The organism is Xanthomonas phaseoli pv. dieffenbachiae (genome assembly GCF_008639345.1).
GTDB classification, from domain to species: Bacteria; Pseudomonadota; Gammaproteobacteria; order Xanthomonadales; family Xanthomonadaceae; genus Xanthomonas; species Xanthomonas phaseoli.
In genome coordinates, this window is record NZ_CP041380.1 from 3,988,298 (window position 1) to 4,004,712 (window position 16,415).

At 62.9% G+C, this 16,415-nt stretch carries 13 protein-coding genes and 1 pseudogene; 7 read left to right on the plus strand and 7 right to left on the minus strand.

Features of this window, described 5'->3' with window-relative positions; genetic code table 11:
• The first annotated feature begins 39 nt into the window (after window positions 1-39).
• Both FLG15_RS17680 and FLG15_RS17685 read left to right on the plus strand, forming a co-directional pair.
• On the plus strand, window positions 40-1,689 hold the full coding sequence (locus FLG15_RS17680; RefSeq protein WP_057679580.1) for an electron transfer flavoprotein-ubiquinone oxidoreductase: 1,650 nt from the start codon (window positions 40-42) through the stop codon (window positions 1,687-1,689).
• Window positions 1,686-3,773 (plus strand): glycoside hydrolase family 99-like domain-containing protein, encoded by a 2,088-nt coding sequence (locus tag FLG15_RS17685; protein ID WP_150146922.1) that lies wholly within the window; start codon window positions 1,686-1,688, stop codon window positions 3,771-3,773. The genes FLG15_RS17680 and FLG15_RS17685 overlap by 4 nt, the downstream gene beginning before the upstream one ends.
• A gap of 56 nt (window positions 3,774-3,829) precedes the next feature.
• Here FLG15_RS17685 and FLG15_RS17690 read toward each other — a convergent pair whose 3' ends face one another.
• Both FLG15_RS17690 and FLG15_RS17695 read right to left on the minus strand, forming a co-directional pair.
• Window positions 3,830-4,459, minus strand: coding sequence for a CoA transferase subunit B (locus FLG15_RS17690; RefSeq protein WP_057679578.1), 630 nt, complete (start codon window positions 4,457-4,459; stop codon window positions 3,830-3,832).
• Window positions 4,459-5,190 (minus strand): CoA transferase subunit A, encoded by a 732-nt coding sequence (locus FLG15_RS17695; protein ID WP_150146926.1) that lies wholly within the window; start codon window positions 5,188-5,190, stop codon window positions 4,459-4,461. The genes FLG15_RS17690 and FLG15_RS17695 overlap by 1 nt, the downstream gene beginning before the upstream one ends.
• Before the next feature lie 134 nt (window positions 5,191-5,324).
• On the opposite strand from FLG15_RS17695, the gene FLG15_RS17700 reads away from it, so the two are divergent.
• Together FLG15_RS17700 and FLG15_RS17705 are read left to right on the plus strand one after the other, a co-directional pair.
• On the plus strand, window positions 5,325-6,671 hold the full coding sequence (locus FLG15_RS17700; protein WP_150146928.1) for a phosphohexomutase domain-containing protein: 1,347 nt from the start codon (window positions 5,325-5,327) through the stop codon (window positions 6,669-6,671).
• Window positions 6,672-6,718: 47 nt separating this feature from the next.
• Window positions 6,719-8,122: a mannose-1-phosphate guanylyltransferase/mannose-6-phosphate isomerase gene (locus tag FLG15_RS17705; protein WP_057679576.1), complete on the plus strand. Its 1,404-nt coding sequence runs from the start codon at window positions 6,719-6,721 to the stop codon at window positions 8,120-8,122.
• Between the two features lie 302 nt (window positions 8,123-8,424).
• Here FLG15_RS17705 and FLG15_RS17710 read toward each other — a convergent pair whose 3' ends face one another.
• From FLG15_RS17710 to rfbB, 5 genes are all read right to left on the minus strand, one after another.
• On the minus strand, window positions 8,425-9,591 hold the full coding sequence (locus FLG15_RS17710; protein WP_057679575.1) for a nucleotide sugar dehydrogenase: 1,167 nt from the start codon (window positions 9,589-9,591) through the stop codon (window positions 8,425-8,427).
• 340 nt (window positions 9,592-9,931) lie between these two features.
• Window positions 9,932-10,831, minus strand: a complete 900-nt coding sequence (gene rfbD / locus FLG15_RS17715; protein WP_057679574.1) for a dTDP-4-dehydrorhamnose reductase — start codon at window positions 10,829-10,831, stop codon at window positions 9,932-9,934.
• Window positions 10,828-11,385: a dTDP-4-dehydrorhamnose 3,5-epimerase gene (gene rfbC / locus FLG15_RS17720; RefSeq protein WP_150146931.1), complete on the minus strand. Its 558-nt coding sequence runs from the start codon at window positions 11,383-11,385 to the stop codon at window positions 10,828-10,830. The genes rfbD and rfbC overlap by 4 nt, the downstream gene beginning before the upstream one ends.
• Window positions 11,382-12,269 (minus strand): glucose-1-phosphate thymidylyltransferase RfbA, encoded by an 888-nt coding sequence (rfbA, locus tag FLG15_RS17725; protein ID WP_057679572.1) that lies wholly within the window; start codon window positions 12,267-12,269, stop codon window positions 11,382-11,384. Before rfbA ends, rfbC begins: the two co-directional genes overlap by 4 nt.
• Window positions 12,270-12,314: 45 nt before the next feature.
• Complete coding sequence (gene rfbB, locus FLG15_RS17730; protein WP_057679571.1) at window positions 12,315-13,370, minus strand: dTDP-glucose 4,6-dehydratase; 1,056 nt, start codon at window positions 13,368-13,370, stop codon at window positions 12,315-12,317.
• A gap of 223 nt (window positions 13,371-13,593) precedes the next feature.
• Here rfbB and FLG15_RS17735 point away from each other — a divergent pair, with 223 nt between their 5' ends.
• The 3 genes and pseudogenes from FLG15_RS17735 to FLG15_RS17745 all read left to right on the plus strand — a co-directional run bounded on the left by FLG15_RS17735 (window position 13,594) and on the right by FLG15_RS17745 (window position 16,321).
• Window positions 13,594-14,340, plus strand: a complete 747-nt coding sequence (locus FLG15_RS17735; protein WP_057679570.1) for an electron transfer flavoprotein subunit beta/FixA family protein — start codon at window positions 13,594-13,596, stop codon at window positions 14,338-14,340.
• Window positions 14,340-15,284 carry an electron transfer flavoprotein subunit alpha/FixB family protein gene (locus tag FLG15_RS17740; protein ID WP_150146934.1) on the plus strand — a complete coding sequence of 315 codons (945 nt, stop codon included), beginning with the start codon at window positions 14,340-14,342 and terminating at the stop codon, window positions 15,282-15,284. Before FLG15_RS17735 ends, FLG15_RS17740 begins: the two co-directional genes overlap by 1 nt.
• A gap of 15 nt (window positions 15,285-15,299) precedes the next feature.
• Window positions 15,300-16,321: pseudogene (locus tag FLG15_RS17745) on the plus strand (lysylphosphatidylglycerol synthase transmembrane domain-containing protein).
• The last annotated feature ends 94 nt before the right edge of the window (window positions 16,322-16,415 follow it).

Here is a 16,415-nt window from a genome sequence, read left to right on the forward strand (position 1 = left end):
AAAATGCGCAACAGCCATCGAGCCAACGGGAGCGGAGCAATGTCGGAAGCGGGAGTGGGCGCACACGCGTCAGAGGCGGTCGAGCGTGACGTCATGGAATACGACGTCGTCACCGTCGGTGCCGGTCCGGCCGGCCTGTCGTTTGCGATCCGGCTCAAGCAGCTCGATCCGAACATCAGCGTCTGCGTGATCGAAAAATCGAGCACCATCGGCGCGCATATCCTGTCCGGCGCGGTGATCGAACCCGGCCCGCTGGATGCCTTGCTGCCTGGCTGGCGCGACAATCCGCCGCCGATCTGCGTGGCGGCCACCGACGACGAATTCTGGTTCCTCGGCAAGGACCGCGCACGCAAGTTCCCGGTGGTTCCGCCCGGCATGCGTAACCATGGCAATTTCATCGTCAGCCTGGGCGCGATGTGCGCCTGGCTGGCGCCGCAGGCCGAAGCGCTGGGCGTGGAAATCTACCCCGGCTTCGCCGCAGCCGAAACGCTGCACGACGACAGCGGCCAGGTGGTGGGCGTGCGCATTGGCGACATGGGCATTGCAAAAGACGGCACGCACAAGCCCGGCTACACCGCCGGCATCGACATCCGCGCCAAGGTCACCGTGCTTGCCGAAGGCGCGCGTGGTCACCTGACCAAGCGATTGTTGAAGCGCTTCGACCTCACCGCCGACAGCGACCCGCAAGGCTATTCGATCGGCATCAAGGAGCTGTGGCAGGTCCCGGAAGGCCGCGTCACGCCCGGCAAGATCGTGCACACCATCGGCTGGCCAGCCGACAACCGCACCTACGGCGGCAGCTTCGTGTATCACCTGGACAACAATCAGATTGCGCTCGGTTATGTGAGCGGGCTGGACTACAGCGACCCGACCTACCAGCCGTGGGAAGCCTTCCAGCAATGGAAGAACCATCCCATGATCAAGCCGCTGCTGGAAAGTGGCAGCATTTTGTCCGCCGGTGCCCGCGCACTGGTCAGTGGCGGTTGGCAATCGCTGCCGAAGGTGGACATGCCCGGCGCCTTGCTCATCGGCGACACCGCCGGCCTGCTCAACGTGCCCAAGATCAAGGGCACCCACCAGGCGATTCGCAGCGGCATGTTGGCCGCCGAACACCTGGTGCAATCGCAGCTGGCGCCGCAGGGCTTCGATGCCAAATTGCGCGCCTCCGAGGTCATGGCCGAGCTGAAGCAAGTCCGCAACATCAAACCCGGCTTCAAGAAGGGCCTGTGGTTCGGCCTGCTCAACGCGGCTTGGGAAACCGCGCTCAAGGGCGCCTCGCCGTGGACGCTGAAGAACAAGCCCGACTGGTCGGCGCTGCACAAGCTCGGCGAGTACGAACAACCCAAGCGCGACTACGTCACCCGCGACCTGGCCCCGCGCGATCGCCTGCAAGCTGTCTATTTCGCCGCCACCGAGCATGATGAAGACCAGCCGGTGCATCTGAAGGTGCTGGACACCGATGTGTGCGCCACCCGCTGTGTCACCGAATACGACAACCCTTGCACGCGCTTCTGCCCGGCCAACGTCTACGAAATGGTCGCAGACACCGCCAGCCCCTCCGGCAAGCGCCTGCAGATCAACGCGGCCAACTGCGTGCACTGCAAGACCTGCGACATCAAGGATCCGTACGAAATCATCACCTGGGTCACGCCGGAGGGTGGTTCGGGTCCGAACTACCAGAATCTGTGAGTGCGCCCGGTCGCTCGTTGCAGTCGCGCCTGCGCACATCGGTATTCGGCCTGTTGCGCGCAGGATTTCGTGCGATACCGCTGAGTGACGCGACGCGCGACCGCTGGCGCGGCTGGTTTCTGGATCGCCATGCGGACTGGGTCCCGGAACCGGCACGCGGCCGGGTGCGCCATGGCAGCTCGCGACGCCCGGCAGTCCGCAGCGACGAAGCAGCGATTGGGTATGTCCCATACGGCGCGGCCACGCTGCCTGCAACGCTTCCTGCAAAGCTGATCGCGTTTTATCTGCCGCAATTTCACCCGATCCCTGAAAACGATGCATGGTGGGGCAAGGGATTCACCGAATGGCGCAATGTCAGCCGTGCACTTCCCCAGTTTGAAGGCCACCAACAACCCAGACTCCCGGCGGATCTGGGCTTCTACGACCTTCGCAATCCCCATGTCATGCGCGAGCAAGCGCGCCTGGCCCAAGAGTATGGCCTTGGCGCCTTCTGTTTTTATTTCTATTGGTTTGCCGGCAAGACCTTGCTGGAAATGCCGATTACCCAATGGCATCAGGATGACACGATCACCCTGCCGTTCTGTCTTTGCTGGGCCAACGAAAAATGGGCACGCCGCTGGGATGGCCGCGGCGACGATATCCTGATCGATCAGGCGCATGATGCGGATGACGACCTGGCCTTTATCGCGCATGTCGCGACGTACATGCAAAATCCCAAGTACCTGCGCGTCGAAGGGCGGCCAGTACTGTTGGTGTATCGACCACACTTGCTGCCTGAGCCCGCACAGACGGCCGATCGCTGGCGGGGCTGGTGCCGCGACCACGGAATCGGCGAGATTCACCTTGCGTATGTGCAGGGTTTCGAACGACCCGACCCGCGCGACATCGGATTCGATGCTGCCGTCGAATTCCCGCCGAACATGAGCACGCCGCCTTCGGTGGCTTCCAGACAGCGCTTGATCAATCCAGACTTCAATGGCGAAGTACTCGACTGGCGAGAACTTGCCCGCGACATGGAGCAGCGACCGCTGCGCGAGTACACCTTGTACCCGGGTGTAAACCCTGGCTGGGACAACGAGCCGCGGCGCTCGGGAAAGGGCCGCATTTATCTGCATGCATCACCTCGTCGCTATCGCGATTGGCTGATCTGCACCATGCAGCAGCGCCTGGCCAATACTCTGCCAAGCCAGCGTCTGGTGTTCATCAACGCCTGGAACGAGTGGGCCGAGGGCGCCGTGCTCGAACCCGATACCCGCCTTGGATACGCATGGCTGCAGGCGACACGGCAAGCGCTGTTGCACACGGCAGGAGCCGCCACCGGCGCTGATCAGCGCGATGCCTGCGTGGTGTTGCACGCCTGGTACCTCGACGTACTGGACGAAGCGCTAGACGCAATCGCTCACTGCGGACTGCCGCTGCGGCTTGTCATCACTACCGATATCACGATGGTCGAGCAGGTTCGCCAGCGCCTGCAGCAGCGCCGCGTCCAGGCGCAGGTGGAAGGCTTCGAAAATCGCGGCCGCGATATTCTTCCTTTCCTGCGGGTTGCCAATCGATTGCTCGACGAAGGTGAGCAGGTGGTTTTGAAGCTGCACACGAAAAAATCGACCCACCGCGAGGATGGAGACATGTGGCGGCGCGAAATGTTCGCCGCATTGCTCGCGCCACAGCACGTCGACGCAATCGTGCGCGGATTCGCCGAGGACCCGCTGCTCGGCCTGGCGGCGCCCGCGCAGCATCTATTGCCCGTCACCGAATTTATCGGCGGCAATGCCGATGCACTCGACTACCTCGCTGTCCGCACAGGCACGCACGCAATAAACGAACACAGCGTGTTCGCGTCCGGCAGTATGTTCTGGGTCAAGCTGGAAGCGCTGCGTCCGTTATTGGATGCGCACCTGCATCCCAGCGAATTTGAAAACGAGCAAGGTCAGATCGATGGAACATTGGCCCATGCGATCGAGCGCTTCCTGGCTGTTGTGGTGAGCCATTGCGGACACCACGTCGCAACCATCGAACAGCTGTCGGGAATCCCTCAACCTACCGCAACCGGACCTTACCGCTACGCACGCAAGGCGCCTTGAGGCGCCTTGCGTGTCGCTAGTTGCTCATGCGCTCGCCGTTGCGTAGATCGCCTCGGTCAGGCAGCGAATTCAACACCCGTCTTGGCACGCAGCTCGTCCAGCGCCACACCTTCTGCCGCCTCCACCAGCACCAATCCATCTGCAGTGACATCGAACACCGCCAGATCGGTAATGATGCGGTCCACCACGCCGACGCCGGTCAGTGGCAGGTCGCATTCGCGCAAGATCTTGTGGCTTCCGTCCTTGGCGACGTGCTCCATCAACACCACTACGCGCTTGACGCCGGCCACCAGATCCATTGCACCGCCCATGCCCTTGACCATCTTGCCTGGAACCATCCAGTTGGCCAGATCGCCACGGTCGGTGACCTGCATCGCGCCGAGAATCGCCAGGTCGATGTGGCCGCCACGGATCATCGCGAACGAATCGTGGCTCCCGAAATAGCTGGCACCGGCGCGGGCGGTCACGGTCTGCTTGCCTGCATTGATCAGGTCTGCATCCACTTCGTCTTCGGTCGGAAACGGGCCGATGCCAAGCAGGCCATTTTCCGACTGCAGCCACACATCCACACCGTCGGGGATGTGGTTGGCGACGAGCGTCGGCAAGCCGATGCCCAGGTTGACGTAGGCGCCATCGGTCAGTTCGCGTGCCGCGCGTGCGGCCATCTGGTCTCTGGTCCAGGCCATCACTGCTGTCCTTCGCGCACGGTGCGCTGTTCGATGCGTTTTTCCGGCGTGGCGTTGAGCACCAGGCGGTCCACGTAAATACCGGGCAGATGCACCTGATCCGGATCGATAACGCCAAGCGCCACGATCTCCTCGACCTCGGCGATGCACACGCGTCCGGCCATGGCGCAGGCAGGATTGAAATTGCGCGCGGTCTTGCGAAATACCAGGTTGCCGGCGGTATCGGCGCGCCATGCCTTGACCAGCGCCACGTCGGCCTGCAACGCGGTTTCCAGCACGTAATGCTTGCCGTCGAATTCGCGCGTTTCCTTGCCCTCGGCCACGATCGTGCCGTAACCGGTGGCGGTGTAAAACGCTGTAATGCCGGCGCCACCGGCACGCAAACGCTCGGCCAGGGTGCCTTGGGGATTGAACTCCAGCTCGAGTTCGCCAGCCAGGTATTGGCGTTCGAATTCCTTGTTTTCGCCCACATAGGACGAAATCATCTTGCGGATCTGCCGGGTGGCCAATAATTGACCAAGCCCGAATCCGTCGACGCCGGCGTTGTTCGAGATCACGGTCAACCCTCCGATCCCACTGTCGCGCACGGCTGCAATCAATGCCTCCGGGATCCCACACAACCCAAAGCCGCCCACCGCCAGGGTCTGGCCATTGGCCAGTACCCCGTCCAGTGCTGCCTTGGCATCGGCATAGCGTTTGCCGCTTGCCGCACCGCGTCCGTCACTGCGCATCACCGCCCTCACCTCGCCGATGTGAAGCGCCCATTCTATCCGCTGACTGTTCCCTGTCCCCGGTCGCAATTCCGCCACACCCAAGACACGGCGCAGCCGCTAAACTCGGGCGTCCCCCACTTCAGGATTTGCCCATGACGCTACCCGCCTTCAAGGCCTACGACATTCGCGGCCGTGTGCCGGATGAACTCAACGAGGACTTGGCCCGCCGCATCGGCGTGGCGCTGGCGGCGCAACTGGATCAAGGGCCGGTGGTCCTGGGCCACGACGTGCGCCTGGCCAGCCCGGCGCTGCAGGAAGCGCTTTCGGCCGGCCTGCGCGCCAGCGGCCGTGAAGTGATCGACATCGGCCTGTGCGGCACCGAGGAAGTCTATTTCCAGACCGATTACCTCAAGGCCGCTGGCGGCGTGATGGTGACCGCCAGTCACAACCCCATGGACTACAACGGGATGAAGCTGGTCCGCGAGCAAGCGCGACCGATCAGCTCGGATACCGGCCTGTTCGCTATCCGCGACACGGTCGCGGCCGATACCGCCGCGCCCGGCGAGCCCACCGCAAATGAGCAGAGCCGCGCCGACAAGACCGCGTACCTGGAGCACCTGCTCAGCTACGTGGACCGCAGCACGCTCAAGCCGCTCAAGCTGGTGGTCAACGCAGGCAACGGCGGCGCCGGTCTGATCGTCGATCTGCTTGCGCCGCACCTGCCGTTCGAGTTCGTGCGCGTATTCCATGAGCCCGATGGCAATTTCCCCAACGGCATCCCCAACCCGCTGCTGCCGGAAAACCGCGACGCCACCGCCAAGGCAGTCAAGGACAGCGGCGCCGATTTCGGCATCGCGTGGGACGGCGACTTCGATCGGTGTTTCTTCTTCGATCACACCGGACGCTTCATCGAAGGCTATTACCTGGTCGGACTGCTCGCGCAAGCCATCCTTGCCAAGCAGCCGGGCGGCAAGGTCGTGCACGACCCGCGCCTGACCTGGAACACGGTCGAGCAGGTCGAAGAAGCCGGTGGCATTCCGGTGCTGTGCAAGAGCGGCCACGCCTTCATCAAGGAAAAGATGCGCAGCGAAAATGCCGTCTACGGCGGAGAGATGAGCGCACACCACTATTTCCGCGAGTTCGCCTACGCAGACTCCGGCATGATTCCGTGGCTGCTGATCGCCGAGTTGGTGTCGCAGTCGGGCCGTTCGCTGGCCGATCTGGTCGAAGCGCGCATGCAGAAATTCCCCTGCAGCGGCGAGATCAACTTCAAGGTGGCCGATGCCAAGGCCTCGGTTGCCCGCGTGATGGAGCACTACGCCGCGTTGTCGCCGAAGCTGGATTACACCGACGGCATCAGCGCCGATTTTGGCCAATGGCGTTTCAACCTGCGGAGCTCCAACACCGAGCCGCTGCTGCGCTTGAACGTGGAAACGCGCGGCGATGCCGCACTGCTGGAAACGCGTATGCAGGAAATTTCCAACCTGTTGCGCGGCTGATTGACCCCTCTCCCACCCATAGACGCACTTTGGAGTTTCCCCCGCCCATGAGCGACGTCCTACCCATTATCTTGTCCGGCGGCTCCGGCACGCGCCTGTGGCCGCTGTCGCGCGAGTCCTATCCCAAGCAATTCCTGCCGCTGGTCGGCGACAAGAGCATGCTGCAGTCCACCTGGCTGCGCGCAGCTCCCGTCGCAGGCCACGCCCCCATCGTGGTCGCCAATGAAGAACACCGCTTCATGGCTGCCGAGCAGCTGCAGCAGTTGGGCGTGAAGCCTTCGGCCATCCTGCTCGAGCCCAAGGCACGCAACACAGCGCCGGCAATTGCCGTTGCAGCGCTTGAAGCAACCCGCGATGGCGCCGACCCGCTATTGCTGGTGTTGCCTTCCGATCACGTCATTCAGAACGAGGCTGCATTCCAGGCGGCAGTGACCTTGGCAGCGGCTGCTGCCGAGCAAGGCAAGCTGGTGACCTTCGGCATCAAGCCGACTGCGCCCGAAACCGGCTATGGCTATATCAAGGCCAGCGCCGGTACCGGTGCCAGCGCAGTCGAGCGCTTCGTCGAAAAGCCCGACCTCGCCACCGCACAAAGCTACCTGGCAAGCGGCGAGTACTACTGGAACAGCGGCATGTTCCTGTTCAGTGCGTCGCGTTATCTGGAAGAACTGCGCAAGTTCCATCCGGCAATCGCCGATGCGTGCCAGAAGGCGTGGGAAAACGGCAAGCGCGACGCTGATTTCACCCGTCTGGACAAGGACGCCTTCGCTGCCAGCCCGTCGGATTCGATCGACTATGCAGTGATGGAAAAGACCGCCGATGCGGTCGTGGTGCCGTTGGATGCGGGTTGGAACGACGTCGGTTCGTGGTCCTCGCTGCTGGATGTTTCCAACCAGGATGCGCAAGGCAACGCGCACCATGGCGACGTGATCCAGCTCGATTGCCAGAACACCTACGCGTACGGCTCGCGCCTGATCGCCATGGTGGGGCTTGAGGATGTGGTGGTCGTCGAAACGCCGGACGCCGTGCTGGTCGGTCACCGCGACCGCATTCAGGAGGTCAAGGACGTCGTCAGCCAGATCAAGACCGCTGGCCGTTCCGAGGCCACCTGGCATCGCAAGGTCTACCGTCCATGGGGCGCTTACGACTCCATCGACATGGGCCAGCGCCATCAGGTCAAGCGCATCACCGTCAAACCGGGTGCGGTGCTGAGCCTGCAGATGCATCACCACCGCGCCGAACACTGGATCGTGGTCAGCGGCACGGCCGAAGTGACGCGTGGCGAAGAAGTGCTGCTGCTGACCGAAAACCAGAGCACCTACATCCCGCTTGGCGTGACCCATCGCCTGCGCAATCCGGGCAAGCTGCCGCTGGAGCTGATCGAGGTGCAGTCCGGCAGCTATCTGGGCGAAGACGATATCGTGCGCTTCGAAGACACCTACGGGCGCGCTTAATCGCGCGTCTCAACGTAGAAGGCAAGATCGACGGCGGCCTATGGCCGCCGTCTTGCGTTATGCACCACTCACTTTCGATTGCGACACGCTACGCGTTGGCAGATCAAAGGTCGCATGCTTGCGCGAACGGCATTGCACTCCCATGCATGCGGGCGACGCAGTTGCATCGCCCGCACTCGGATACCGTTTTGGAAAGCCAAGCGGGGCCGCCTGCGAGGCGACGACAGCGCCGCATCGCGTGAACCTCATGGACGCCTAGACGAGTAGCATTGCCACCGGCTAGAACCCGGCGCCGGCCGGGCTCAGTTATCGCCAAACAGGTCGCGCGTATACACCTTGTCCTGCACGTCCTGCAGCGCGTCGGCCATACGGTTGCTGATGATGACATCGGCCTCGCGCTTGAAGGCCTCCAGGTCGTTGACCACGCGCGAGCGGAAGAACTCCGGATCGCTCAGCGTCGGCTCGTACACGATGACGTCCACGCCCTTGGCCTTGAGGCGCTTCATCACTCCTTGGATGCTGGACGAACGGAAATTGTCCGACCCGGCCTTCATGATCAGCCGATAGATGCCAACCACCTTGGGGTTGCGCCGCAGCACGTCGGCGGCAATGAAGTCCTTGCGGGTGGTGTTGGAATCGACGATCGCCCGGATGATGGTCTGCGGCACGCTTTGGTAATTGGCCAGCAACTGCTTGGTGTCCTTGGGCAGGCAGTAACCGCCGTAGCCGAAGGAAGGGTTGTTGTAATGACTGCCGATACGCGGATCCAGGCAGATGCCCTCGATGATCTGGCGGCTATCCAGCCCATGGGTGAGCGCGTAGGTGTCCAGTTCGTTGAAGTAGGACACCCGCATCGCCAGGTAGGTGTTGGCGAACAGCTTGATCGCCTCGGCCTCGGTCGGCTCGGTGAACAGCACCGGCACGTCGGGCTTGAGCGCGCCTTCCTGCAACAGCCGTGCGAAGGTCTCCGCACGCGCTGAGCGCTCGCCGACAATGATCCGGGACGGGTACAGGTTGTCGTACAACGCGCGGCCTTCGCGCAGGAATTCGGGCGAGAAGATGATGTTGTCGGTACCGAACTGTGCACGCAGCTTGGCGACGTAGCCGACCGGAATGGTCGACTTGATCACCATCGTCGCCTGCGGGTTGATCTCCAGCACCTTGGCGATCACGACCTCGATCGACTTGGTGTTGAAATAGTTGGTGTCCGGATCGTAGTCGGTGGGCGTGGCGATGATCACGAATTCGGCGCCGGCAAACGCCTCGTTGGCATCGAGGGTGGCCTTGAAGTTCAAACCACCCTCGGCCAGCGCGGCCTCCAGTTCCTTGTCGACGATCGGCGAGCGGCCTTCGTTGAGCAGCTTGACCTTGGACTCGACGATGTCCAGCGCCACCACTTCATGGTGCTTGGCGAGCAACACGCCATTGGACAGACCGACATAGCCGGTACCCGCGACAGCGATCTTCATTGGAATTCCTTGCGACTTTGGATGGGGGAGGATGTAGCGCGCTGCATGCAGGTCATGGCGTAATGACGGTGCGGCCGAGCCCGCAATGGGACCGGCGCGCCCGCTGGGGGATACGCAAGAACCTGCACGGTGCCGACTGATGCGATGCAGCGCACACCTGCATACGTCCAACGTATGCATCGTGAGTGGCATCGCTTCAGCGGCACATCCGCGTCGACGGCGACCTGCGCGGAGCAGCTCGCCGGTACGGCGCGGATCAGCCTCCGATGGTAGCCGAAGCGAAGTGCAAGCTATGAGTCGGTGCTGAAGCTGCACCAATCAATGGCACCACTGACGAGGTTCACTGTTGGGCGAGCGTGTCCAGCACCTGGCTCAGTCCATCCTGCCAGTCCGGCAGGCGGACGCCGAAGGTGTCCTGCAGGCTGTGGGTATCCAGTCGCGAATAGGCCGGGCGCGTGGCCGGCGTCGGATAGTCGGCGGTGGTGATCGCCTCCACACGCGGCGTGCGGGCGAGCAGGCCGCGCGCGCGCGCCTGGGCGAAGATGGCTTCGGCGAAACCGTGCCAGGTGGTCTGCCCGGCGGTGGTCAGATGCCACAAGCCGGAGGGTTCGCCTGGCTGGCGTAGCGCATGCGCCGTGATGTCGGCAATCAATGCCGCTGGCGTGGGCGTGCCGATCTGGTCGGCGACCACGCGCAGCACGTCGCGCTCGGCGCCCACGCGCAGCATCGTGCGCAGGAAATTGTGCCCGTGCGCCGCGTAGACCCACGCTGTGCGGAAGATCAGGTGACGGCCGCCAGCCGCCTGCACTGCCTGCTCGCCAGCCAGCTTGCTCTGCCCGTACACGCCGAGCGGCGCGGTGGCATCGTCCGGCCGATAGGGGCGCGTGCCCTGCCCATCGAAGACATAGTCGGTCGAATAATGGACCAAGGGCACATCGGCGCGCGCACACCATTGGGCAATGACCGCCGGCGCCTCCGCATTGGCGCGGAAAGCCGCATCACGCTCCTGCTCGGCACGATCGACGGCGGTGTAGGCGGCTGCGTTGATAACGCAACTTGGCTGCAAGCGGTCCAGCAATTCGCTCAGGCGATGCGGTGCGTCGAAGTCAGCTACTTCACACGCGGTACCATCCGCCAATCGACCGCTGCGTGTCGTGGCCAGAATCGGGCCATCGCCTGCCAATGCCCGCAGCAATTCCGTGCCGACCTGTCCATTGGCTCCCAGTACCAACGTGGTCACGGCGTATACACCGGCAAGCGTTCGGCCGGCACATCGCCCAGGAACGGCGCGGCGGAGTCTTTTGCAGACAACAACGGGTTGCTGATCGGCCAATCGATGCCAATGGCCGCATCATCCCAGCGCACGCCGGCGTCGGCCTCCTTCACGTAGACGTCGGCACATAGGTAACTGAACACCGCTCGCTCCGACAGCACTGCAAAGCCGTGCGCAAACCCTTCTGGAATCCAGAATTGTTTTTTATTTTCCGCGCTCAACACCACTGCTACCCACTGCCCGAAGTTGGGCGAACCATGGCGGACATCGACAGCCACGTCGTAGACCTCACCCTCAAGCACGCTGACCAGCTTGCCCTGGGGACGCGGCCACTGGTAATGCAGCCCGCGCAGCACGCCCTTGGCCGATGTGGACACATTGCTTTGCACGAATTTGGTCGGCAGACCATGCTGGCCGAAGCGCTCCGCATTCCACGTTTCAAAAAAATATCCGCGTTCATCGCCGAACACGGCCGGCTCGATGACCACACAACCTGGTAAACGGGTTTCGACGATTTTCACGGCACTACTCCTCGCACAGCCAATTCCTGCAGATACTTGCCATAGTCGTTCTTCAGCAACGGGGCGGCCAACCGCTCCAGCTGTTCCGCATCGATCCAGCCCTGACCGAATGCAATTTCCTCGGGGCAGCACACCTGCAGGCCCTGACGCATCTGGATGGTCTCGATGAAATTGGCCGCTTCGTGCAGCGACTGGTGCGTTCCGGTATCCAGCCATGCATACCCGCGTCCCAGCGGCTCAAGATGCAGCTCACCAGCATCGAGATAGCAGCGATTGAGATCGGTAATCTCCAGCTCGCCACGCGGGGAGGGTTTCAGGGCAGCCGCATAATCGCTGGCTTTTCCATCGTAGAAGTACAGGCCGGTGACCGCATAGTTGGAGCGAGGCCTTTCAGGCTTTTCGGCAATATCGATAACCTTGCCCTGCTGATCGAATTCAGCCACGCCATAGCGCTCAGGATCGTTGACCCAATAACCGAACACTGTCGCGCCCTGCGCGCGCGCGTCTGCGCGGCGTAGCGTTTCGGTCAGACCGTGACCATGAAAGATATTGTCGCCCAGCACCAGGCAACTCGGCTTGCCGTCGACGAAGTCGCGGCCGATCAGATAGGCCTGCGCCAGCCCGTCCGGGCTGGGCTGCACGGCGTACTGGATATTGATTCCCCATTGCGCGCCGTCGCCGAGCAAAGACTGAAACAGCGCCTGCTCATGCGGCGTGTTGATGATCAAAATATCGCGAATACCTGCCAGCATCAGGACGCTCAGCGGGTAGTAAATCATCGGCTTGTCATACACCGGCAGCAGCTGCTTGCTGACGCCCTTGGTGATCGGATACAGGCGCGTGCCCGACCCACCCGCCAAAATGATGCCTTTACGTTGTGTCATGAGATAGTTCCTTGTGAGGCCCGCGCACGACCGCGCGGACTCGCGTTACGCCGATGCGCCGATCCGTTCCAAGCGGTAACTGCCATCCAGCACGCCCTGCACCCACGCCTGGTTGGTCAAATACCAATGCACCGTCTGTGCGATGCCTTGCTCGAAGGTGTAGGCGGGCTCCCAGCCCAGTTCGTTCTTCAGCTTGGAGGCGTCGATCGCGTAGCGGCGATCGTGGCCCGGGCGATCCGTCACATAGGTGATCTGGCTCGCACGCGGCTTGCCATCGTCGCGCGGACGGTGCTGATCCAACAGCGCGCAGATCGCCTGGACGACCTCGATGTTTTGCCGCTCGGAATTGCCGCCCACGTTATACGTCTCGCCGACCTTGCCCTTCGCCAGCACGGTACGAATCGCTTCGCAGTGATCGCTGACGAACAGCCAGTCGCGCACCTGCTTGCCATCGCCGTAGACCGGCAGTGGCTCGCCAGCCAGCGCTTTGGCGATTACCAGCGGAATGAGCTTTTCTGGGAAGTGGTACGGACCATAATTGTTCGAACAATTGGTGGTCAGCACCGGCAGACCGTAGGTGTGGCGGAATGCGCGTACCAGGTGATCGGAAGCAGCTTTCGACGCGGAGTACGGCGAGTTGGGCGCATACGGCGTGGTTTCGGTGAACTTGCCGGTCTCGCCCAACGTGCCGTAGACCTCATCGGTGGACACGTGAAGAAACCGGAACGCATCCTGGCGCTCCTTCGGAAGCGCCTTCCAGTGGTCACGGACCGCCTCAAGCAGGGCCAGGGTGCCGACCACGTTGGTCTGGATGAATGCACCCGGGCCTTCGATCGAGCGATCCACATGGCTCTCGGCCGCGAAATTCAGCACCGCATCGGGCTGGTGTTCGTGCAGCAGACTGGCGACCAACGGGCCGTCGCCAATGTCGCCCTTGACAAAGACATGGTCCGGATTGCCGTCCAGGGAAGCCAATGTGTTCAGATTCCCCGCATAGGTCAGCGCGTCGAGATTGACCACGCGCACCCCGCGCGCCACCGCTTCAAGAACAAAGTTGCCACCGATGAAGCCGGCTCCGCCGGTTACTAGCCAAGTTGCCACTGCCTGTCTCCTGGTCGCGCGCGAACCGCGCGGCGTAAACGGCACAGGATATACGGTTGGAGCAATACCGGGCCTAAGTATGGCCTTACAAACGTCATGAGGTGCTGCACCGCAACATCCATACGCCATCGCATGGTGCGCTTCACCCGGTTAGAATGCCCTCACTCCCGTGCCTGCCGCCGCGGCCGGGCCTTCCCGCAATCGCTGAAGGATCTCGTACACGATGAAAATCCTCGTCGCCTACAAGCGCGTGGTGGACTACAACGTCCGCATTCAGGTCAAGCCGGATGGCTCCGGCGTGGTGACCGAGGGCGTCAAGCTCTCGCCCAACCCGTTCGACGAAATCGCCCTGGAAGAAGCCTTGCGCCTGCGCGATGCCGGCATCGCCACGGAAGTCGTGGTCGCCACCCTGGCGCCGGCCGATGCGGCTGCGCACCTGCGCAACGGCCTGGCCATGGGTGCCAATCGCGCAATCCATGTGGTGACCGACGCGGCTGTTCAGCCGCTAACCGCCGCGCGTGCGCTGCTCAAATTGGTCGAGAAGGAACAGCCGGATCTGGTCATCCTCGGCAAGCAGGCCATCGACGACGACGCCAACCAGACCGGCCAGATGCTGGCCACATTGTGGGGCCGGCCGCAGGCGACCTTTGCCGGCAAGCTCGTTGTTGCCGACCGCAAGGCCACGGTCACGCGCGAGGTCGATGCCGGCCTGGAGACGCTGGAAGTGGACCTGCCAGCAGTGATCACCACCGACCTGCGCCTGAACGAGCCGCGTTTCATCAAGCTGCCCGACATCATGAAGGCCAAGAGCAAGCCATTGGAAACGCTGGCGTTTGCCGATCTGGGTGTCGACGCGCATGACAGCCTGACCACCACCCATTACGCCGCGCCGTCCAAGCGCAGCCGTGGCGTGATGGTCAAGGACGCCGCCGAGCTGGTGGCCGCACTCAAGCAGAAGGGGTTGCTGTAATGGCCAAGGTTCTCGTTGTTGCCGAACATCTCAACGGTCAGCTCAATGCGGCCACCGCCAAGACGTTGAGCGCTGCGTTTGCGCTCTCGGCCGAATCCATTGACGTGGTGGTGCTGGCAGCTGATCCGGCAGCGGTCGCAGCGCAGGCTGCGCAGCTCGCCGGCGTTGCCCGCGTGCTGACGGTGGCGAACGCCGCCAACGAACATGCCATCGCGCAGGTGCTGGGCCCGCAGATCGCCCAGCTTGCCGGCCAGGGCTATACGCATGTCTTCGGCCCCTCCACCACCTTCGGCAAGGATCTGATGCCAGTGGTGGCTGCGCTGCTGGGCGTCAACCAGATCTCCGATCTGATGTCGGTCGAAGACGCTTACACCTTCAAGCGCCCGATCTACGCAGGCAACGCCATCATCACCGTCAAGGCCCCGGCCGAGCAGACCGTGGTCGCGACGGTGCGCAGCGCCTCCTGGCCGGAAGCTGCCGGCGGTGGAAGCGCGACGGTTGAGTCGGTCACGCTGGAAGCCGCGCTGCCGACCCATACCCGTTTTGTCGGCCTGGCCGCAGGCAGCTCCGACCGCCCCGACCTGCAAAGCGCAAAGCGCGTGGTCTCTGGTGGCCGCGGCGTCGGCTCGGCCGAGAACTTCAAGCACATCTACAGCCTGGCCGACAAACTCGGCGCCGCCGTGGGTGCCTCCCGCGCGGCAGTGGACGCCGGCTACGTGCCCAACGAGCTGCAGGTGGGCCAGACCGGCAAGATCATCGCTCCGGAGCTGTACGTGGCCATCGGCATCAGCGGCGCGATCCAGCATCTGACCGGCATCAAGGATGCGGGGACCATCGTGGCAATCAACAAGGACCCGGAGTCGCCGATCTTCGAGATTGCCGATATTGGGCTGGTGGGTGATCTGTTTGCGCTGCTGCCGGAGTTGGAGGCTGCGTTGGGCTGAGGCCCGTCTGCTGCAATGGATTCGCCTTCGCCTTCTGGCATCAACGGTGCCGCAACATCGCGGCACCGTCTGGATTATCTGGTCGGCTTCGTCGTGCTGTTATGCGGCGGCTATATCGCCGCATTGGTCTGGGTAGACCACGGGAACGGCACATTTTCGCGGCTTAGTGATGTCTGGCACCTGATGTTGCTCGCAATCGTGCCCGTGTCGCTGACGTACCTGTTTCGGTACTGGCGCTGGCAATGGCTGCTCCGTCGCAAAGGACATCGCGTGCCAATGGGGCGTGGCCTGGCTGGCTATTTGGCGGGCTTCGCACTGACCGCTACGCCAGGCAAGGCAGGCGAACTGATGCGGATTCGCTACTTCGCAAGGCAGGCGAACTGATGCGGATTCGCTACTTCGCGCGCATGGGCATTCCGGCCGAGCGCACATTGGGCGTCTTCGTCTTCGAGCGCGCATCCGACCTGCTGGTCATCCTGTCGCTGTCCTTGCTGGCCGCGTCGATATTCCCCACCTTGGGCGCGCTAGCTGCAATCGTGCTGGGTTTTGTCTGTGCGCTGTTCGGCGCAGCCGCCTGGCCCGCGTTGTTGGACAACCTGAAAAGCGTGGCCGCGCGCCTTCCCGGCCGCTGGCTGCGGCGACTGGCGCATTTTTTCCTAGCGGCAGCGCTGGAATTGCGTAGTTGCCTGGATCTGCCTGCGTTCGCGCAAAGCATGCTTGCCGGGTTCATCGCCTGGGGACTGACATCAGCAGTATTCGTGAGCCTTTGCGTCGGCATGGGCCTGCAACTGGATCCCATGGTCGCGCTCGGTATTTACCCGCTTGCGATGCTGATCGGCGCACTGTCGTTTGTGCCCGGTGGCGTCGGCTCGACCGAACTGGCCATCGTCCTGATGCTCAATCGGCTTGGAATTTCTACTGCGGACGCCATTGCGGTTGCTGTCGCCGCGCGGCTGGTGACGCTTTGGTACGCCATCCTCGTCGGGGCAGTGTCCATGCTCGCCGCAGAATTCGCCATCCGCAAGAGCACGCGGTGAACGACAGGTATAATCGGCGCCCCGCAATGGATCGCCAGGCAGTCGATGTCCGCCCCTATCAATAGCACCACCGGTCCGGTTGTTTCGGGACGCG